Below are 20,180 nucleotides of genomic sequence, written 5' to 3' on the forward strand. Positions count from 1 at the left end.
GAGTACTTGGTTTGGGACCAAGGTGTCGCAGGTTCGAATCCTGTCTTCCCGATCAATCACGAGGGTACTTTAGGGTATCTTTTTTTGTTTATCAAGGGGATTCTGAGAATCTTCTTTTTTCTTTTATGGGAATTTTTTTGTGAAAACTAGCATTACTTAAGGAATGGTAGTAGCTATATATTTTCTTTAATTATGGTAAAATAGTATGAGAATAATGTGAGGAAATTGAATGTCAAGTAAGTTTGAAATTTTAATGAATCAAATAGGAGTCTCTGATCAATTGAAACAGGATCCTGCTCTTGTTAATGCAAGTATTGAGGGTGTTGTGGTTCATAAAATTAGTAAGATTTGGGAATTTCATTTTGTATTTTCTAATATTTTACCGATTGAAATCTTTTTAGAATTAAAGAAAGGGCTTAGTGAAGAATTTTCTAAGACAGGGAATCGAGCTGTTTTCGAAATCAAAGCTCTCTCTCAAGATTTTTCAAATGAGCTCTTGCAGGCCTACTATAAGGAGGCTTTTTCTGAAGGTCCATGTGCTAGCCAAGGGTTTAAGTCTCTTTATCAGAATTTGCAAGTTCGTGCAGAGGGAAATCAGCTATTTATTGAAGGTTCAGAGGTGATTGATAAGGAACACTTTAAGAAAAATCATCTTCCTAATTTAACAAAGCAACTTGAAAAGTTTGGTTTCCCAGCTTTTGTCTGCCAAATCGAAAAGAATGATGCTCTTACACAGGAGCAGGAGGAAGCCTTCCATACGGAGAATGAACAAATTGTTCAGGCTGCTAATGAGGAGGCTTTGCGTGCTATGGAACAACTGGAACAGATGGCCCCTCCTCCAGTAGAAGAGAAACCGGTCTTTGATTTCCAGGCTAAAAAGGCTGCGGCAAAACCAAAATTGGATAAGGCTGAAGTTACCCAGATGATTGATGTGACGACTGAGGAAAATCGTTTGGTATTTGAAGGGGTCGTTTTTGATGTGGAGCATAAAGTGACCAGGACAGGGCGTGTCTTGATTAACTTTAAGATGACGGACTATAGTTCAAGTTTTTCAATGCAAAAATGGGTTAAGAATGAAGAAGAGGCTCAGAAGTTTGACATCATTAAGAAAAATTCCTGGCTTCGTGTTCGTGGAAATGTGGAGATGAATAACTTCACACGCGATTTGACTATGAACGTGCAGGATGTGCAGGAAGTTGTTCACTATGAGCGGAAGGATTTGATGCCAGAAGGTGAGCGCCGGATTGAGTTTCATGCTCATACTAATATGTCGACCATGGATGCTCTGCCAGAAGTAGAGGAAATTATTGCGACAGCTGCAAAGTGGGGACACAAGGCGGTTGCCATCACGGACCATGGGAATGTTCAGTCCTTTCCACATGGCTACAAGGCAGCTAAGAAAGCAGGAATTCAGCTGATCTATGGAATGGAAGCCAATATCGTTGAAGACCGTGTTCCTATCGTTTACAACGAAGTGGAGATGGAATTGTCAGAAGCAACCTACGTGGTTTTTGACGTGGAAACGACGGGACTTTCAGCTATCTATAATGACTTGATTCAAGTTGCGGCTTCTAAGATGTACAAGGGAAATGTTATTGCTGAATTTGATGAATTTATTAATCCTGGATGTCCCTTGTCAGCCTTTACTACCGAGTTGACTGGAATTACAGATGATCATGTCAAAAATGCCAAACCACTGGAACAAGTTTTGCAAGAATTCCAAGAATTTTGCAAGGATACGGTTCTAGTTGCCCACAATGCTACCTTTGACGTTGGCTTTATGAATGCTAACTATGAGCGTCATGGTTTGCCTAAGATTAGCCAGCCAGTTATTGATACGCTCGAGTTTGCTAGAAACCTCTATCCTGAGTATAAACGTCATGGTTTGGGACCTTTGACCAAGCGTTTTGGTGTGGCACTGGACCACCACCACATGGCCAACTACGATGCGGATGCTACTGGTCGTTTGCTCTTTATCTTTATCAAGGATGTAGCAGAAAAACATGGTGTGACTGATCTGGCTAGACTGAATATTGATTTGATCAGTCCAGACTCTTATAAAAAAGCTCGGATTAAGCATGCGACCATCTATGTCAAGAATCAAGTTGGTCTAAAAAATATCTTTAAGCTGGTTTCTTTGTCCAATACTAAGTACTTTGAAGGAGTGCCGCGGATTCCGAGAACAGTTCTAGATGCTCATCGGGAAGGTTTGATTTTAGGTTCAGCCTGTTCAGAAGGTGAAGTTTTTGATGCAGTCGTTTCCCAAGGTGTGGATGCGGCGGTTGAGGTGGCCAAGTATTATGACTTTATCGAGGTCATGCCCCCAGCTATCTATGCGCCATTGATTGCTAAAGAGCAGGTCAAGGATATAGAGGAACTCCAGACCATTATCAAGAGTTTGATAGAAGTGGGAGACCGTCTTGGCAAGCCCGTTTTGGCTACGGGTAATGTTCATTATATCGAACCAGAAGAAGAAATTTACCGTGAAATTATCGTTCGTAGTTTGGGACAGGGGGCTATGATTAACCGAACCATTGGTCACGGTGAACATGCCCAACCAGCTCCTTTGCCAAAGGCTCATTTTCGAACAACCAATGAGATGTTGGATGAATTTGCCTTCTTGGGAGAGGAACTAGCTCGTAAACTGGTTATTGAAAACACCAATGCCTTGGCAGAAACCTTTGAGCCTGTTGAGGTGGTTAAGAGTGACTTATACACGCCTTTCATTGACAAGGCGGAAGAAACGGTTGCTGAGTTGACCTATATGAAAGCTTTTGAGATTTATGGAAATCCGCTGCCAGATATTGTTGATTTGCGGATTGAAAAAGAATTAACATCCATACTGGGGAATGGATTTGCCGTGATTTATCTGGCTTCCCAGATGCTGGTGCAACGTTCCAATGAACGGGGTTACTTGGTTGGTTCTCGTGGGTCTGTTGGCTCCAGTTTTGTTGCGACCATGATTGGGATTACGGAGGTTAATCCTCTCTCTCCTCATTATGTTTGTAGTCAGTGTCAGTATAGTGAATTTATCACAGATGGTTCTTATGGTTCAGGGTTTGATATGCCCGATAAGGATTGTCCAAACTGTGGTCACAAACTCAGCAAAAATGGGCAGGATATTCCTTTCGAGACCTTCCTTGGTTTTGATGGAGACAAGGTTCCTGATATTGACTTGAACTTCTCAGGAGAAGATCAGCCTAGCGCCCACTTGGATGTGCGTGATATCTTTGGTGAGGAATATGCCTTCCGTGCAGGAACGGTTGGTACGGTGGCTGCCAAGACCGCTTATGGATTTGTCAAGGGCTATGAGCGAGACTATGGGAAGTTTTATCGTGATGCAGAGGTGGAACGCCTCGCCCAAGGTGCGGCTGGTGTCAAGCGCACAACGGGACAACACCCGGGGGGAATCGTTGTTATTCCTAACTACATGGATGTCTACGACTTTACGCCTGTTCAGTATCCAGCAGATGACATGACGGCTGAATGGCAGACGACTCACTTTAACTTCCACGATATCGATGAGAATGTCCTCAAACTTGATGTACTGGGGCATGATGATCCGACCATGATTCGGAAATTGCAGGACTTGTCTGGTATTGACCCTAATGAAATTCCCATGGATGATGAAAGCGTTATGGCTCTCTTTTCTGGAACGGAAGTTTTAGGGGTAACACCTGAGCAAATCGGAACTCCGACAGGGATGCTGGGAATTCCAGAGTTTGGCACCAACTTTGTACGTGGGATGGTCGATGAAACCCATCCGACGACTTTTGCGGAGTTGCTTCAGCTCTCAGGTCTATCCCACGGTACCGATGTGTGGTTGGGAAATGCCCAGGATCTGATCAAGCAAGGAATTGCGGACCTATCAACTGTTATCGGTTGTCGGGACGATATCATGGTTTACCTCATGCATGCAGGCCTCGAACCTAAGATGGCCTTTACTATCATGGAACGGGTGCGTAAGGGCTTGTGGTTGAAAATTTCTGAAGAGGAGAGAAATGGCTATATCGAAGCCATGAAGGCCAACAAGGTGCCAGAGTGGTATATAGAGTCCTGTGGGAAAATCAAATATATGTTCCCTAAAGCTCACGCGGCAGCCTACGTTATGATGGCCTTGCGTGTGGCCTACTTTAAGGTTCACCATCCGATTTATTACTACTGTGCTTACTTCTCCATCCGTGCCAAGGCCTTTGATATCAAAACCATGGGTGCGGGCTTGGATGCCATCAAGCGCAGAATGGCAGAAATCGCTGAAAAACGGAAGAACAATGAGGCCTCTAATGTGGAGATTGATCTCTATACAACTCTTGAGATTGTTAATGAGATGTGGGAGCGTGGTTTCAAGTTTGGCAAACTCGATCTCTACCGTAGTCAGGCGACAGAGTTCCTCATCGATGGGGATACCCTCATTCCGCCATTTGTTGCTATGGATGGTCTAGGAGAAAACGTTGCCAAGCAGTTGGTACGAGCGCGTGAAGAGGGAGAGTTCCTCTCGAAAACCGAGTTACGCAAGCGTGGAGGCCTTTCCTCAACCTTGGTTGAAAAGATGGATGAAATGGGGATTCTCGGCAATATGCCAGAGGATAATCAGTTGAGTTTGTTTGATGATTTGTTTTAAGAATTAGAACGGGGAACATCTTTATGAAACTTAGAATCTTTGCGGAAGACAAACCAGCTGAAAAGGTTTTTGACTATCAGCTAGAGCTGGCAGATGAAACAATTATCCTATCGACAGTGCTTCTGTCGGGTGCCATTGCTTTAGCAAGATTGTTTTCTGCTTTAAAAGAAAAATAGAAAAGGAAGAATAGAATGGTTTTACCAAATTTTAAAGAAAATCTAGAAAAATATGCGAAATTGTTGGTTGCGAACGGAATTAATGTGCAACCTGGTCACACCTTGGCTCTCTCTATCGATGTGGAGCAACGTGAATTGGCGCATTTGATCGTTAAAGAAGCCTATGCCCTGGGTGCGCATGAGGTCATCGTTCAGTGGACAGATGATGTCATCAACCGTGAGAAATTCCTCCACGCTCCGATAGAGCGCCTGGACAATGTGCCAGAATACAAGATTGCTGAGATGAACTACCTCTTGGAGAACAAGGCTAGCCGTCTTGGGGTTCGTTCTTCTGATCCAGGTGCCTTGAACGGTGTGGACGCTGACAAGCTTTCAGCTTCTGCTAAAGCTATGGGACTTGCCATGAAGCCAATGCGTATCGCAACGCAATCCAACAAGGTTAGCTGGACTGTAGCAGCCGCTGCTGGACTTGAGTGGGCTAAGAAGGTCTTTCCAAATGCTACGAGCGATGAAGAAGCAGTCGATCTCCTTTGGGACCAAATCTTCAAAACTTGTCGTGTTTACGAAGAAGATCCTGTTAAGGCTTGGGAAGAACATGCAGCCATTCTTAAGAGCAAGGCAGATATGCTTAATAAGGAGCAATTTTCAGCCCTTCATTATACAGCGCCAGGGACAGATTTGACACTTGGCTTACCTAAGAACCACGTTTGGGAATCAGCTGGTGCTATCAATGCACAGGGCGAAGAATTCTTGCCAAATATGCCAACAGAGGAAGTCTTCACAGCGCCTGATTTTCGTCTCGCAGATGGCTATGTTACTTCTACAAAACCACTTAGCTACAACGGAAATATCATTGAGGGAATTAAAGTAACCTTCAAGGATGGTCAAATCGTAGATATCACTGCTGATAAGGGTGATCAGGTCATGAAAGACCTTGTCTTTGAAAATACGGGTGCGCGTGCCTTGGGTGAATGTGCCTTGGTACCAGATCCAAGTCCAATTTCACAGTCAGGGATTACCTTCTTTAACACTCTTTTCGATGAAAATGCTTCAAACCACTTGGCTATCGGAGCAGCCTATGCGACCAGCGTTGTTGGTGGAGCAGAGATGAGCGAAGAAGAACTTGAAGCTGCAGGACTGAACCGTTCAGATGTTCACGTGGACTTTATGATTGGTTCTAGCCAAATGGATATCGATGGTATCCGTGAGGATGGAACGCGCGTACCGCTCTTTCGTAATGGAGACTGGGCAAATTAAGGAGAAGCTATGATTGGAAGCATGTTTGTCGGTCTTTTAATTGGACTACTAGCAGGGGCTATCACCAATCGTGGAGAACGTATGGGATGCTTTGGGAAGATGTTTCTCGGTTGGATTGGTGCCTTTTTAGGACAATTACTCTTTGGTTCTTGGGGGCCAAGCCTAAATGGTACAGCCATTATCCCAGCAGTTCTCGGTGCCATGATTGTGTTAGCTATTTTCTGGGAAAGAGGAAGTTAACTTCCCGGCTCTGAAAAGGAAAGGAGGTTGGCTATTGAGCCAGCCTCCTTTTGAGTATGATATAATAGTTCTATGAGATTAGATAAATTTTTAGTTGCATGCGCTGTGGGAAGTCGGACGGAGGTCAAAAACTTGCTCAAGGCTGGACGCGTGACGGTCAATGGCAAGAAAGAAAAATCAGCAAAATTGCAAATAAATGAAGAAAAAGACGAAATTCGTTTTGACGGTCAAGTGCTGGAGTATGAAGAGTTTGTCTACTACATGATGAACAAGCCCCAAGGAGTCATTTCGGCGACTGAAGATCCCAAGCATAGAACGGTTTTGGACTTGTTGGACGACTATGGACGTGCCAAAGAAGTCTTTCCTGTAGGACGTTTGGATATCGATACCCATGGACTCTTACTCTTGACCAATGATGGTCAGCTGGCTCATGCCCTTCTATCGCCCAAGCGTCATGTGGATAAAACTTACTTGGCTCAAGTCAAGGGAATCATGACCCAAGAAGATGTGGAAACATTCGGCAAGGGTATTCCACTTAAGGACTTTACCTGCCAGCCGGCCAAACTGGAGATTTTGTCAATGGATTCAGATAAGGGTGAAAGCCAGGTTCGTGTGACCATTAGAGAAGGAAAATTTCATCAAGTCAAACGCATGGTGGCCTATTGTGGTAAGGAAGTCGTGGACTTGCAACGTTTGACGATGGGGACTCTAGTTTTGGATGAGAATTTGAAACGGGGAGAATGGCGTCGCCTGACCAAGGAGGAGTTAGAGGAGCTCCTTGCTAGTATTGCTTAGTTTGGATTATGTTAGAAAAGGTGAGGAGAAAGTCCCTGCCTTTTTCATTTTTCAGTTGCTTCATTTGTGAAAAGAGTTATAATAGACAGTAGAATAAAAGGAGGAATCTATGAACGCGATTCAAGAATCATTTACGGATAAATTATTTGCTAACTATGAAGCAAATGTCAAATACCAAGCTATCGAAAATGCTGCAAGCCACAACGGTATTTTTGCAGCCCTAGAACGTCGTCAAAGCCATGTAGACAATACACCTGTTTTCTCGCTTGATTTGACCAAGGACAAGGTTACTAACCAGAAAGCCTCTGGTCGTTGCTGGATGTTTGCAGCTCTCAATACCTTCCGCCACAAACTCATCTCTCAATACAAGCTCGAAAACTTTGAACTGTCACAAGCCCACACCTTCTTCTGGGACAAGTATGAAAAATCTAACTGGTTCTTGGAGCAAGTGATTGCGACTGCAGACCAAGACTTAACTAGTCGCAAGGTTAGCTTCCTACTCCAAACACCTCAACAAGACGGTGGTCAGTGGGATATGGTAGTATCCCTCTTTGAGAAATACGGTGTCGTGCCCAAGTCTGTTTACCCTGAGTCTATCTCATCTAGCAACAGCCGTGAGCTCAATGCAATTCTTAACAAATTGCTTCGTCAAGATGCCCAAATCTTGCGTGATTTGCTTGCTTCTGGTGCAGACCAAGCGACTGTTCAAGCCAAGAAGGAAGACCTCTTGCAAGAAATCTTTAACTTCCTTGCTATGTCACTAGGTCTTCCACCACGTAAATTTGACTTTGCTTATCGTGATAAGGATGATAACTACCAAAGCGAAAAGGGTATCACACCACAAGAGTTTTACAAGAAATATGTCAATCTTCCTCTAGAAGATTATGTTTCGGTTATCAATGCTCCGACTGCTGACAAGCCTTACGGCAAATCTTACACAGTTGAGATGTTGGGGAATGTGGTTGGTAGCCGTGCAGTTCGCTACATCAACGTACCGATGGAGCGTTTGAAAGAATTGGCGATTGCCCAAATGCAGACAGGAGAAACTGTTTGGTTTGGTTCAGATGTCGGCCAACTCAGCAACCGCAAAGCCGGAATCCTTGCGACAGATGTTTATGACTTTGAATCAAGCATGGATATTCAACTCACTCAAGACAAAGCTGGACGTTTGGACTACAGCGAAAGTTTGATGACCCACGCCATGGTCTTGACAGGTGTGGATTTGGATGAAAATGGCAAGTCAACCAAGTGGAAAGTTGAAAACTCATGGGGAGACAAGGTCGGTGCAGATGGTTACTTTGTTGCCTCAGACGCTTGGATGGACGAATACACCTATCAAATTGTTGTCCGCAAAGAATTGCTGACAGCAGAAGAACGGGCTGCTTATGAAGCAGAACCAATCGTACTCGCACCATGGGATCCAATGGGTGCCTTGGCAAAATAAAGCATAAAGAAAAGAGGTTAGGGGAATCCTAGCCTCTTTTGTTTTTAAGTGCTTCTTAAAGTAGTGATAGATAATGCTTGCCAAGGGAATTCTTCTTATTTTGAGTCTTTAAGTGACAGAGAAAAAGATATGTGTTATTATAGTAGTACAAAAGGATATCGGAGTAGAAATGAAGTATTTAAGCAGCCAAGACATCAAGGATCGTCAACGAAACATCAGTGACATTAAACCTTATAAAACAACCAAGGAAATTGTCGTTTCAAATATCTTTACCTTCTTTAATGCTATGAACTTGGCTCTGGCAGTCCTGGTAGCCACAACCTTGCGATTTGAGAATATGCTGTTTTTGGGCGTGATTGCTATCAATACAGCTATCGGGATTTTCCAAGAAGTGCGTTCAAAAAATGCTTTGGAAAAACTAAGTTTGCTTGGTAAAAGTAAGTATAAAGTTAATCGAGATGGTCAAACGATTGAGATTGATCCGGAGGACATCGTTCTAGGGGAGTATCTGCATCTCAATCTGGGTGATCAGGTGCCTGTCGATGCAGAAGTGCTTGAAGGGAATATTGAAGTGGATGAGTCCTTGCTGACTGGTGAGAGTGATTCGGTCTTTAAAACGGTTGGTGATAAGCTGATGAGCGGAAGCAATGTCGTCAGCGGTACTTGTCTGGTTATGGCAACGGCTGTGGGTCCAGATAGCTATATTAACAAACTCGCAAAATCCAGCAAGGAATTCAAAAAATATCCTTCTCAACTACGCGATTACATGGATAAGATTTTAAAAATCGTCTCCATCTTGCTGGTGCCAGTTGCCATTCTGCTCTATGTCAGAGGTTTTAGTCTAGGGCGGACTTATATTGAAATTGTCTTGGGAAGTTCTGGCGCCTTGGTCGGCATGATTCCAGAGGGTTTGATTCTCTTGGTTAGCGTCTCCCTAGCGGTAGCAGCCATGAAGTTGGTTAAAAAGAAGGTTCTAGTGCAGGAACTATACTGTGTAGAGACCTTGGCGCGAGTAGATGTTCTTTGTTTTGATAAGACAGGAACTATCACGACTGGTAATATGAAGGTCCAAGAAATGGATGCTAATGTAGCAGAGAAACTGTCTTCTTATCTGGCTTATTTCGAGGATGAAAATGCAACTTCCCGAGCTCTGAAGACTTACTTAACCTGTGAGAAAAAGTGGGAAGTTCAAGAAGTCGGTGCCTTTTCAAGTAAAAACAAGTATTCCTTTGTCCAAGTAAAAGAGGGTGGGACCTATTTCTTCGGTGCTTATGAATTTCTAGGCTTTACCCAGCCGATGGATGCCTACTATGAGCATCTGAAACAGCAAGGTTTTCGAATCTTGACACTTGCCCATAGTAAGGACCACATCATGAGTCCAGCCAATATGGAACTACTAGGGCACGTTGTTCTGTCAGATGAGATCAAGGATAATACCAAGGAAACCTTTGACTATTTTGAGTCTCAGGGAGTGGAAGTAAAGATTATCAGTGGGGATAATCATGTGGCTGTATATGGAGTGGCTCGTAAGGCAGGATTTAAAGAATCAGCCCGTGCGATTGATATGACCAAGGTGAGTGATGAGGACTTTGAAAGAGTGGTCTTGGAACACGATATCTTTGGTCGCGTGACACCTGAGCAGAAAGAAAAGATGGTAACCGTTTTACAAAATGCTGGTAAAACAGTTGCTATGAGTGGTGATGGAGTCAATGATGTTCTAGCTCTCAAAAAAGCAGACATCAGTTTCGCTATGAATGGTGCTACCAGTGCAGCCAAAAGCGTCTCCAATATTGTTTTTCTCACAGATGATTTTGCGGTATTTTATGATATCTTGATGGAAGGTCGCCGGGTTATCAATAATATCCAAAAGGTCGCCTCTCTCTTTCTAACAAAGACCTTCTTCTCCATCGTGTTTGCGATTTTGAGTGTGATTTTTGGATTGGAATTTGCCTTTATCCCCATTCAGTTTACAATTATTTCAGCCATTACGATTGGGATTCCATCCTTCTTCCTAACTTTTGAGTCCAATAAAGAAAAGGTTAGCAGGCACTTTATGAGAGATATCCTGACCAATGCGGCGATTGGTGGAGGCGTTCTGGTTGCTAGTGTTCTCTTGATAAATTTCTTTATCACTGTCCCAGGTCAGGTCAAATTTATTTGCTTCCTCCTTGCCCTGATCAATGGTCTGTGTCTAGTTGCCAAGGTCAGCATTCCCTTTAATCGATACAAACTAGTCTTGCTCACGTTTTTGAGCCTTGCAGCCCTTGTTGGATTGCTTGCTAATACCTTTATCCTGCGAGGAGCTTTTGTGCCTCTAGAAACCACTCAAGTACTCTATGTAGCCATCCTAGCAGTGGTGATTGGGAGCCTTCATTATCTGACTAGAAGAAAAAGTTGATACACAAAAAGAATCAGGATTTGATCCTGATTCTTTTTTATCTATATTCTCGATGGATTGGATTACATGATACCGAGGAAACGAGCTGCAATACCTACTGCAAAGAGAGCAAGGATGATTGCGATTGGTGATACTTTTTTCTTAAGCAACCACATGCAGAGGAAAGTAAGGAGAAGTCCCATCAATCCTGGAATCAATGAGTTCAACTGACCTTGAAGTGTTTGTGGTTGAACGCTATCCAAGCTCAAACCACTAAGAGCCTGACCAAGAATTCCCTTCAATTCTCCACCTGTTACAGGTCCTTCTGGGAAGTTGATGTAGGCACCTTCAGCCAATTGTTTACCTGGAAGGTTCACAGTAAAGTTGATAGATACCCAACGTTGTACAAGAACGGCAAGGATGAACATACCAAGGATAGATGCTCCTTTGGTGATATCTTTCAAGATACCACCAGACATGTCTTTAGTGATTTCAGATCCAGCTTTGTAACCGAACTCTTGTGTGTACCATAGGAAGGCCATACGGATAGCATTCCATCCAAAGAAGAAGAGAAGAGGACCAACAATATTACCAGATGCAGCAAGTGATGCACCGAGGGCTCCAAGGATAGGACGAACTGTAAACCAGAATACTGGGTCACCGATACCAGCAAGAGGTCCCATCATACCGATCTTAACCCCTTGGATAGCCGCGTCATCGATCTCAACACCGTTAGCGCGCTCTTCTTCAAGTGCAAGAGTAACCCCCATGATTGGAGCAGCTACGTATGGGTGAGTGTTGAAGAACTCAAGGTGACGCTCAAGAGCAGCCGCTTGGTCTTCTTTTTTAGTGTACAATTTTTTGATAGCTGGGATCAATGAGTAAGCCCAACCCAAGTTTTGCATACGCTCGTAGTTCCAAGAACCTTGAAGGAATTGTGAACGCCACCAAACTTTTTGACGATCTGATTTTGATAATTGAATTTTTTCAGCCATGATTGTTCCCCTTTCTAGTAGTCTTCTAGGATATCACCGATTGGGTCGTTAGAAGTCGCAGCTCCGCCGCCACCGTTACCACCTTGTTTTGAAAGGTTAAGGTAGATGAAGGCAAGGGCAACACCGATGACACCAAGGGCAATCAAAGTCAATTGAGAGATTGCTGCAAGAGCAAAACCGATAGCGAAGAATGGCCATACTTCACGAGTTGCCATCATGTTGATAACCATAGCGTAACCAACGGCAACGACCATAGCACCACCGACAGCCATACCACCATTCAACCATTCTGGCATTAGGCCAAGAGCGTCTTGAACAGCAGAAGCAGGGATAGCGATAAGGAAGGCTGCAGGGATAGCGATACGAAGACCTTGAAGAACAAGGGCAAAGTAGTGAGCGCGTTCAACAGCCGCAATGTTTCCTTCTTTTGCAGCTGCGTCAGCTGAGTGAACCAAGGCAACTGAGATTGTACGAACAATCATTGTCAAGAAAAGTCCAGCTACGGCAAGAGGGATAGCTGTGGCTGTTGCGACGGCGATACCTTCGGTAGTAAAGTTACCACCTTTGATCAAGATGATCGCTGCGGCAACAGATGCAAGAGCAGCGTCAGGAGCTACGGCAGCTCCGATGTTAGCCCAACCAAGGGCGATCATTTGAAGAGATCCACCAAGCATAACACCTGCTTCGAGGTTACCTGTTACAAGTCCGATAAGGGTACATGCGACGATTGGTTGATGGAATTGGAATTGGTCGAGGATACCTTCAAGACCTGCAAGGAAGGCAACAACTACAACCAAGATAGCAGAAATGATTGAAATATCTGACATGGTTTTATTCCTTTTCTATTTAGTTTTAATAAAGTACTTAATCCTGTTTTCAAAAATGATAAAACAGATTAAAATTATTGAACGTTTGCTTTCTTAATTAAGTCAAACAAATCTTTTTTCGTGTCGTTTGGTACTTTACGTACATCAAATTCAACACCGAGGTCACGCATTTTTTCAAATGTTGCAACATCATCTTTGTCCATAGACAAGACGTTATTGATCATTGTTTTACCTGTTGAGTGGGCCATAGAACCAACGTTAAGGGTCTTGATTGGCACGCCACCTTCGATGGCACGAAGGGCATCTTGAGGTGTTTCAAACAAGATAAGAGCATGTGTGTTACCAAAACGAGGATCTTTTGCAACCTCAATCAATTTTTTGATTGGGACGACGTTGGCTTTTACTCCGTTAGGAGCTGCTTGTTTGATCAATTCTTTACGCAATTCGTCGTTTGCAACGTTATCTGAAGCAACGATGATACGGTCTGCTTTTGAATCTGGTGTCCAAGCAGTTGCGACTTGTCCGTGAAGAAGACGTGTGTCAAGACGGGCAAGATTGATTTTCAATTTACCATCTCCGATAACAGTTCCTTCTGGAATAGCAGCTTGGGCAACTGGAGCAGCCGTAGCACTAGCCCCTTCCTCAACTGGATTGAGCTCTTCTGGAAGAGCTTTGATGCCATCTTTGGCTTCTTTAATGATATTCGCAGCGACTTTATCCACACCTGCAGTAGCGTCCATAAGGCGCTCAGTGTAGGCTTGGATCAACATCGGCAAGTTAAGCCCTGTGATGATGGCAAACTTACGCTCAGGATTTTCTCCCATCACGCGGCTAGCTTGGTTGAATGGAGATCCACTCCAAAGGTCAGCCAATACTAGAACCTCATCTTCTGCGTCAAATGCAGCCACAGCATTGTTGAATTTAGCGTAAAGGTCATCTGGACCTTCATTTGGCATAAAGGTTACAACTTGAACCTTTTCTTGTTCACCAAAGATCATAGATCCTGACTGATGAATACCCGCAGCAAATTCGCCGTGGCTCGCAATAATGATTCCGATACTCATTATTGTCATTCCTCCTTTTAAAATGTTTGACTTATAGGTTTCCTAAAAAACCTCAGACGTACCTAGTATAAATCGTTTTCATATAAAAATCAACTACTTTTTCGAAAATTGTAAAAGTTTTCAATGAAAATAGGCTTACAAAATGTTAATATATAAATAAATTCAAAAAATATATGAAAATAGCAATAGAAAATTTAATATAAAAATACTGAAAATGAGTGACCTTTATGAAAATAGAATGAAAATAAAAAGGAAAGATTGCAGGATAGGAATCTTCCTTTTTATAGGAATAAATTTTGTAAAGCGTGGGCTACCCCGTCTTCTTCATTGGTTAGAGGAAGTTGTTCGTCTGCATATGGAAGGAGAGAAGGATTGGCGTTTTTCATAGCATATCCCTTGCCTGCAAATGCCAACATTTCCGTATCATTATGTTCATCACCAAAGGCGATTAAGTCTTTTTTATCACGATTCATAACATTGAGCAAGTACTCTAGAGCAAAGGCTTTGTTTACACCCTTGGGAGTACACTCGAGGATGTTGAGTGGCCCACCCCAGGTGTTGATAGCTAGTTGGTGCTGATAAAAACGATTCATCTCGTCCGCTAGAGCGTATTTGTCCTCAACCCTTGTTTGCAAGAGAATGCAGTTAGGATTCTTGGTTACTCGTTCGGGTTTGAATTGATTTTCTGGTTGGAAGTTCTCTACGCCAAATAGTTTAGGGTCCGCAATTTCTTCATTCGGAGCTGTAATGTAAAATTTCTTACGGTATTCTCCTGCAATAAAGTCGGCCTGGATATCCTCTTTACGTTTGACCATATCTAGGAGATATTTTTTGTCCAAGGTTAAGCATCTTTCGTGCTCCCAAGCCTGTCCTGGTAGATGGGTAAGGGAACCATTAAAGTTAATCATAGGAGTATGTAGCTCTAGTTCGCGGTAGAAGTCTTTTGCCATGCGATACGGACGCCCCGTCGTGATGATAACATGGTGCCCTTTTTCTGAAATTTTTTTGATTGTCTCTTTGGTAAAATCGGAGAGCTTGCTTTCGCTATTGAGCAAGGTTCCGTCCAAATCGACTGCAATAATTTTTTTTGTCATATAAACCTTCCTAGTAGATTCCAGATAAGATGTCTACTATTATATCAAAAAGAAAGAAGAAAAACAGACTCAAAACAAAAAATAAAAATTTCATTTTGTTAAATAATTCAAACAAACATATTGAAAAGGTGAATGATAAATGATATAATACTCATATTGTTCGTAAAAAACAAAAGGAGATTTATGATGGACAAACTATTTAAACTAAAAGAGAACGGAACAGACGTTCGTACGGAGGTTCTCGCTGGTTTAACAACTTTCTTTGCAATGAGTTACATTCTCTTTGTAAACCCACAAATGCTTGCGCAGACAGGGATGCCTGCTCAAGGTGTCTTCCTAGCAACGATTATTGGTGCAGTAGCTGGTACCCTGATGATGGCCTTCTATGCGAACCTGCCATACGCTCAAGCACCAGGTATGGGACTCAATGCCTTCTTTACCTTTACAGTCGTATTTGGACTTGGTTATTCATGGCAAGAGGCCTTGGCTATGGTCTTTATCTGTGGGATTATTTCACTAATCATTACCTTAACAAATGTTCGGAAAATGATCATTGAGTCAATTCCAAACGCTCTTCGTTCTGCGATTTCAGCAGGTATCGGTGTCTTTCTTGCTTATGTAGGGATTAAGAATGCTGGCCTTTTGAAATTCTCTATCGATCCAGGAAATTATACAGTTGCCGGTGAAGGTGCTGATAAGGCGCAAACAGCCATTACAGCAAATTCTTCAGCAGTTCCAGGCTTGGTTAGCTTTAATAATCCGGCTGTTTTAGTGGCTATTGCAGGTTTGGCGATTACGATTTTCTTTGTTATTAAGGGTATCAAGGGAGGAATCATCCTTTCTATTCTAACAACGACAGTTCTTGCTATCGCTGTTGGTTTGGTTGATGTATCAAGCATTGATTTTTCTAATAACCATGTAGGTGCAGCCTTTGAAGATTTGAAGACAATCTTTGGTGCAGCACTTGGCTCACAAGGATTGGGTGCTTTAATCTCAGACACTGCTCGTCTACCGGAAACACTTATGGCTATTCTGGCCTTCTCGTTGACAGATATTTTTGACACAATTGGTACTTTGATCGGTACAGGTGAAAAAGTCGGTATCGTAGCAACAAATGGTGAAAATCACCAATCAGATAAGTTAGATAAGGCTCTTTACTCTGACTTGATTGGTACTTCAATTGGTGCCATCGCAGGTACTTCAAACGTAACGACTTATGTCGAGTCTGCTGCTGGTATTGGTGCAGGTGGACGTACTGGATTAACTGCCTTAGTGGTTGCGATTTGTTTTGCAATTTCAAGTTTCTTTAGTCCACTTTTGGCAATTGTTCCATCAGCTGCGACGGCTCCAATTTTGATTATCGTTGGGATTATGATGCTTGGTAGTTTGAAAAACATCCATTGGGATGATATGGCTGAAGCTGTCCCTGCCTTCTTTACATCTATCTTCATGGGATTCAGCTACTCTATCACACAAGGGATTGCAGTTGGTTTCTTGACTTATACGTTAACAAAAGTTGTCAAAGGTCAAGCAAAGGACGTGCACGCGATGATTTGGATTTTGGATGCCTTGTTTATCCTTAACTATATCAGTATGGCGCTATAAATGATATAATAGAAAAAGGGGAGTCTCCCCTTTTTAATTATAAGGAGGTACATCATGAAAGATAAGACGATTTGGCAAGAGGTTTTAAACAGAGGGAAATGGGTGATCATCCTTTTGGTAGCTTTTGTTCTATCTCAATTTCCCATAGGACTTGCTTTGTTTTTAGCAAACAAACAGTTTCCGATTTTACAGTCAGGGCTCTTAGTAGGTGCTCTATCCATAGTCGTTTTGATTGTATTCATTATTGGTGCACGAAAAACACAACTTGCTACTTTTAATCTATCCTTTTTTAAGGCAAAAGACTTGGCTCGCTTGGTACTGAGTTATCTGGTGATTTTTGCGACAAATCTCTTGGGTTCACTCCTGCTTCGACTAACAAATGAGGCAACAACCAGTAACCAATCAATACTGAATGGTTTGGTTCAGAATAGTTCCTTGATTTCAACTTTCTTCCTACTAGTCTTGATTGCGCCGATTTGTGAAGAAATTTTGTGTCGTGGAATTATTCCAAAAAAGATCTTCCGTGGAAAAGAAAAACTTGGCTTTGTTGTTGGTGCAATCGTCTTTGCCTTACTCCATATGCCAACCAATTTACCTTCTGTGATTATTTATGGAGGAATGTCAACGGTTTTGACTTGGACAGCCTATAAGACTGAGCGCTTGGAGATGTCCATTTTGCTTCATATGATTCTCAATGGTATTGCATTTTGTTTGTTGGCCTTATTGGTATTGATTAGTAGAAATCTAGGTCTATCATTCTAAACCATTGACCTACTTGGAAAAGATGAATACTAGCGTGTCCATCTTTTTCTTTTTATGGTAAAATAGAGAGATAATATGGTAAAGAACCTTAAGGAAGTGACCGTTATGTCCAATAAAGTCAACCACGTAAAAACAGCCATTTGCGGCATTATCAATGTAACCCCAGATTCCTTTTCGGATGGTGGGCAGTTTTTTGCTCTTGAGCAGGCGCTCCAGCAAGCCCGTAAATTGATAGCAGAAGGAGCGTGCATGCTCGATATCGGTGGAGAATCGACTCGGCCGGGCAGTAGCTATGTTGAGATAGAAGAGGAAATCCAGCGTGTTGTTCCAGTGATTAAAGCTATCCGTGAGGAAAGTGATGTCCTCATTTCTATCGATACATGGAAAAGTCAGGTGGCAGAGGCTGCTTTGGCTGCTGGTGCCAATCTGGTAAATGACATCACGGGTCTTATGGGTGATGAAAAAATGGCGGATGTGGTTGCTAAGGCTGGAGCAAAAGTGGTTATCATGTTTAATCCAGTTATGGCTCGACCTCAGCACCCTAGTTCACTCATATTTCCTCATTTTGGTTTTGGGCAAGCTTTTACAGAAGAAGAGTTAGCTGACTTTGAAAAAGTGCCAATCGAAGACTTGATGGAGGCTTTCTTTGAACGTGCTCTAGCGAGAGCGGAGGAAGCTGGAATTGCAAGAGAAAACATTTTGCTGGATCCAGGGATTGGCTTTGGTCTCACCAAGAAGGAAAATCTACTCCTTCTACGGGACCTTGATAAATTACACCAGCAAGGATATCCGATCTTTCTTGGAGTTTCGCGTAAGCGGTTTGTCATTAATATCCTGGAGGAAAATGGCTTTGAAGTCAATCCTGAAACGGAAGTCGGTTTCCGCAATCGGGACACAGCTTCGGCTCATGTAACCAGTATCGCTGCGAGACAGGGTGTGGAAGTGGTGCGCGTGCACGATGTAGCCAGTCACAGGATGGCGGTTGAAATTGCGTCAGCTATTCGATTGGCAGATGATGCAGAAAATCTAGATTTAAAACAATATAAATAAGATGAACGAAATTCAAAACAATCAATGGATTGCCCACTACCGGACGGACCAACCGCATTTTGGCTTGGAACGCATGGTAGAACTCCTAGCTCTGCGAGGCAATCCCCATCTCAAACTCAAGGTCATCCATATCGGAGGGACCAACGGCAAGGGGTCTACCATTGCTTTTTTGAAAAAGATGCTGGAAAAGCTAGGACTGAGAGTTGGGGTGTTCAGCTCGCCCTATCTCATTCATTATACGGATCAGATTAGCATTAATGGGGAATCCATTCCCGAGGCTAGGCTAGAAGCCCTCATGGCAGACTATCAGTCTTTGCTTGAGGGAGAATCTGCTGACAATTTGCAGGGAACAACTGAGTTTGAGATTATCACAGCTTTAGCTTATGATTACTTTGCCTCAGAGCTAGTAGATGTGGCTATCATGGAAGTCGGCATGGGTGGCCTTCTGGATAGTACCAATGTTTGCCAGCCCATTTTAACAGGCATCACAACCATTGGACTGGATCATGTAGCCCTACTTGGTGACACCTTGGAAGCCATAGCAGAGCAGAAAGCTGGTATTATCAAACAAGGTATTCCTTTGGTGACAGGTCGCATTGCTCCAGAAGCCTTGGCTGTTATCGACCATATGGCAGAAGTTAAACATGCACCGAGACTTGTCTATGGGAGTGATTATCAAGTCAGTCATCAAGAAAGTGTGGTGACAGGCGAAATCTTTGACTATACTAGTTCTGTCAGACAAGGTTGCTTTCAAACAGGTCTGATTGGTTTACATCAGATCGAGAATGCGGGGATGGCGCTTGCCCTCCTAGACACTTATTGCCAGGAGACTGGGCGAGAATTTGCAAGTAATGCCTTGGTTGCTCAAGCTCTTGAGGAAACCAGTTGGCCGGGGCGTTTGGAGGTCGTGTCTAGAGACCCATTGTTGCTTTTGGATGGAGCCCACAATCCCCATGCTATCAAGGCTTTATTGGCAACCTTGCAAGAACGCTTTGCGGATTATCATAAGGAAATCCTCTTTACGTGTATTAAAACCAAGGCCTTGAATGATATGCTGGATTTACTAGAGACGATGCCAGATAGTCAATTGACTTTAACCTATTTTGACGATAGTCGGGCGACGGATGAAAGCGTGCTGAAAGAGACAGCCAAGTCTAGAAATCTTAATTACCAAAGTTGGCAGGATGTTCTAGAGCAGAAATTGACAGATAAAAATGAAGAGAAAAAAACAGTTAGGATTGTCACGGGTTCCTTGTATTTCTTGAGCCAAGTGAGAGCCTACCTAATGGAGAGGAATAACTAGAGAATGGATACACAAAAAATTGAAGCAGCTGTAAAAATGATTATCGAGGCTGTAGGAGAGGACGCTAATCGTGAGGGCTTGCAGGAAACGCCTGCTCGTGTAGCACGTATGTACCAAGAAATTTTTTCAGGTCTTGGCCAAACTGCGGAGGAACATTTGTCAAAATCCTTTGAGATTATCGACGATAATATGGTGGTGGAGAAGGATATCTTTTTCCACACCATGTGTGAACACCACTTCTTGCCCTTCTATGGGAGAGCGCACATTGCCTATATTCCAGATGGACGTGTGGCAGGTTTGTCCAAGCTAGCCCGCACAGTTGAAGTTTATTCTAAAAAACCACAGATTCAAGAACGGTTGAATATTGAAGTAGCTGATGCCTTGATGGACTATCTAGGGGCTAAGGGAGCCTTTGTTGTCATTGAGGCTGAGCATATGTGTATGAGTATGCGTGGTGTCAGAAAACCAGGCACTGCAACTTTGACGACCGTAGCCCGTGGCCTATTTGAAACAGATAAGGATCTCCGAGATCAGGCTTATCGTCTTATGGGACTATAAAAGAATCCGCTG

The 20,180-nt window shown here is 43.0% G+C and carries 16 protein-coding genes; 12 read left to right on the forward strand and 4 right to left on the reverse strand.

The window, feature by feature from the left end; all coding sequences use genetic code 11:
- Positions 1 to 229 precede the first annotated feature (229 nt).
- The 7 genes from PG086_RS08185 (at position 230) to PG086_RS08215 (ending at position 10,931) form a co-directional block, all read left to right on the forward strand.
- Positions 230 to 4,621: a PolC-type DNA polymerase III gene (locus PG086_RS08185; protein WP_270748549.1), complete on the forward strand. Its 4,392-nt coding sequence runs from the start codon at positions 230 to 232 to the stop codon at positions 4,619 to 4,621.
- 23 nt (positions 4,622 to 4,644) lie between these two features.
- On the forward strand, positions 4,645 to 4,797 hold the full coding sequence (locus PG086_RS08190; RefSeq protein WP_000776621.1) for a hypothetical protein: 153 nt from the start codon (positions 4,645 to 4,647) through the stop codon (positions 4,795 to 4,797).
- 15 nt (positions 4,798 to 4,812) lie between these two features.
- A complete protein-coding gene (locus tag PG086_RS08195) occupies positions 4,813 to 6,054 on the forward strand; it encodes an aminopeptidase (protein ID WP_007522466.1) in 1,242 nt (413 codons plus the stop codon).
- Positions 6,055 to 6,063: 9 nt separating this feature from the next.
- On the forward strand, positions 6,064 to 6,294 hold the full coding sequence (locus PG086_RS08200) for a GlsB/YeaQ/YmgE family stress response membrane protein (RefSeq protein WP_000580441.1): 231 nt from the start codon (positions 6,064 to 6,066) through the stop codon (positions 6,292 to 6,294).
- 72 nt (positions 6,295 to 6,366) lie between these two features.
- A complete protein-coding gene (locus tag PG086_RS08205; RefSeq protein ID WP_270748551.1) occupies positions 6,367 to 7,089 on the forward strand; it encodes a pseudouridine synthase in 723 nt (240 codons plus the stop codon).
- Between the two features lie 109 nt (positions 7,090 to 7,198).
- On the forward strand, positions 7,199 to 8,533 hold the full coding sequence (pepC, locus tag PG086_RS08210) for an aminopeptidase C (RefSeq protein ID WP_270748552.1): 1,335 nt from the start codon (positions 7,199 to 7,201) through the stop codon (positions 8,531 to 8,533).
- Positions 8,534 to 8,702: 169 nt separating this feature from the next.
- Complete coding sequence (locus PG086_RS08215; protein ID WP_270748553.1) at positions 8,703 to 10,931, forward strand: HAD-IC family P-type ATPase; 2,229 nt, start codon at positions 8,703 to 8,705, stop codon at positions 10,929 to 10,931.
- A gap of 62 nt (positions 10,932 to 10,993) precedes the next feature.
- Here the strand turns inward: PG086_RS08215 and PG086_RS08220 are convergent, their stop codons facing one another.
- The 4 genes from PG086_RS08220 to PG086_RS08235 form a co-directional block, all read right to left on the reverse strand.
- On the reverse strand, positions 10,994 to 11,905 hold the full coding sequence (locus tag PG086_RS08220) for a PTS system mannose/fructose/sorbose family transporter subunit IID (RefSeq protein ID WP_000818320.1): 912 nt from the start codon (positions 11,903 to 11,905) through the stop codon (positions 10,994 to 10,996).
- A gap of 14 nt (positions 11,906 to 11,919) precedes the next feature.
- On the reverse strand, positions 11,920 to 12,732 hold the full coding sequence (locus PG086_RS08225; RefSeq protein WP_001280325.1) for a PTS mannose/fructose/sorbose transporter subunit IIC: 813 nt from the start codon (positions 12,730 to 12,732) through the stop codon (positions 11,920 to 11,922).
- Positions 12,733 to 12,806: 74 nt separating this feature from the next.
- Complete coding sequence (locus PG086_RS08230) at positions 12,807 to 13,796, reverse strand: PTS sugar transporter subunit IIB (protein WP_247943061.1); 990 nt, start codon at positions 13,794 to 13,796, stop codon at positions 12,807 to 12,809.
- Between the two features lie 281 nt (positions 13,797 to 14,077).
- A complete protein-coding gene (locus PG086_RS08235) occupies positions 14,078 to 14,890 on the reverse strand; it encodes a Cof-type HAD-IIB family hydrolase (RefSeq protein WP_033585460.1) in 813 nt (270 codons plus the stop codon).
- 186 nt (positions 14,891 to 15,076) lie between these two features.
- Between PG086_RS08235 and PG086_RS08240 the strand changes: the two genes are divergently transcribed.
- The 5 genes from PG086_RS08240 to folE all read left to right on the forward strand — a co-directional run bounded on the left by PG086_RS08240 (position 15,077) and on the right by folE (position 20,168).
- On the forward strand, positions 15,077 to 16,495 hold the full coding sequence (locus PG086_RS08240; protein WP_270748555.1) for an NCS2 family permease: 1,419 nt from the start codon (positions 15,077 to 15,079) through the stop codon (positions 16,493 to 16,495).
- Positions 16,496 to 16,549: 54 nt separating this feature from the next.
- On the forward strand, positions 16,550 to 17,257 hold the full coding sequence (locus PG086_RS08245; RefSeq protein WP_045616510.1) for a CPBP family intramembrane glutamic endopeptidase: 708 nt from the start codon (positions 16,550 to 16,552) through the stop codon (positions 17,255 to 17,257).
- Between the two features lie 75 nt (positions 17,258 to 17,332).
- Positions 17,333 to 18,307 carry a dihydropteroate synthase gene (gene folP / locus PG086_RS08250; RefSeq protein ID WP_033585464.1) on the forward strand — a complete coding sequence of 325 codons (975 nt, stop codon included), beginning with the start codon at positions 17,333 to 17,335 and terminating at the stop codon, positions 18,305 to 18,307.
- Between the two features lies 1 nt (position 18,308).
- Complete coding sequence (locus PG086_RS08255; RefSeq protein WP_270748558.1) at positions 18,309 to 19,610, forward strand: bifunctional folylpolyglutamate synthase/dihydrofolate synthase; 1,302 nt, start codon at positions 18,309 to 18,311, stop codon at positions 19,608 to 19,610.
- Between the two features lie 3 nt (positions 19,611 to 19,613).
- Positions 19,614 to 20,168, forward strand: coding sequence for a GTP cyclohydrolase I FolE (gene folE / locus PG086_RS08260; protein WP_000380916.1), 555 nt, complete (start codon positions 19,614 to 19,616; stop codon positions 20,166 to 20,168).
- Positions 20,169 to 20,180 lie beyond the last annotated feature (12 nt).

The sequence above is a fragment of the Streptococcus halitosis genome, from assembly GCF_027691175.1.
GTDB lineage: Bacteria > Bacillota > Bacilli > Lactobacillales > Streptococcaceae > Streptococcus > Streptococcus halitosis_A.

Coding starts and splice junctions, on each gene's coding strand:
- PG086_RS08185 (WP_270748549.1), top strand. CDS start 230: ATGTCAAGTAAGTTTGAAATTTTAATGAATCAAATAGGAGTCTCTGAT.
- PG086_RS08190 (WP_000776621.1), top strand. CDS start 4,645: ATGAAACTTAGAATCTTTGCGGAAGACAAACCAGCTGAAAAGGTTTTT.
- PG086_RS08195 (WP_007522466.1), top strand. CDS start 4,813: ATGGTTTTACCAAATTTTAAAGAAAATCTAGAAAAATATGCGAAATTG.
- PG086_RS08200 (WP_000580441.1), top strand. CDS start 6,064: ATGATTGGAAGCATGTTTGTCGGTCTTTTAATTGGACTACTAGCAGGG.
- PG086_RS08205 (WP_270748551.1), top strand. CDS start 6,367: ATGAGATTAGATAAATTTTTAGTTGCATGCGCTGTGGGAAGTCGGACG.
- pepC (WP_270748552.1), top strand. CDS start 7,199: ATGAACGCGATTCAAGAATCATTTACGGATAAATTATTTGCTAACTAT.
- PG086_RS08215 (WP_270748553.1), top strand. CDS start 8,703: ATGAAGTATTTAAGCAGCCAAGACATCAAGGATCGTCAACGAAACATC.
- PG086_RS08220 (WP_000818320.1), bottom strand. CDS start 11,905: ATGGCTGAAAAAATTCAATTATCAAAATCAGATCGTCAAAAAGTTTGG.
- PG086_RS08225 (WP_001280325.1), bottom strand. CDS start 12,732: ATGTCAGATATTTCAATCATTTCTGCTATCTTGGTTGTAGTTGTTGCC.
- PG086_RS08230 (WP_247943061.1), bottom strand. CDS start 13,796: ATGAGTATCGGAATCATTATTGCGAGCCACGGCGAATTTGCTGCGGGT.
- PG086_RS08235 (WP_033585460.1), bottom strand. CDS start 14,890: ATGACAAAAAAAATTATTGCAGTCGATTTGGACGGAACCTTGCTCAAT.
- PG086_RS08240 (WP_270748555.1), top strand. CDS start 15,077: ATGGACAAACTATTTAAACTAAAAGAGAACGGAACAGACGTTCGTACG.
- PG086_RS08245 (WP_045616510.1), top strand. CDS start 16,550: ATGAAAGATAAGACGATTTGGCAAGAGGTTTTAAACAGAGGGAAATGG.
- folP (WP_033585464.1), top strand. CDS start 17,333: ATGGTAAAGAACCTTAAGGAAGTGACCGTTATGTCCAATAAAGTCAAC.
- PG086_RS08255 (WP_270748558.1), top strand. CDS start 18,309: ATGAACGAAATTCAAAACAATCAATGGATTGCCCACTACCGGACGGAC.
- folE (WP_000380916.1), top strand. CDS start 19,614: ATGGATACACAAAAAATTGAAGCAGCTGTAAAAATGATTATCGAGGCT.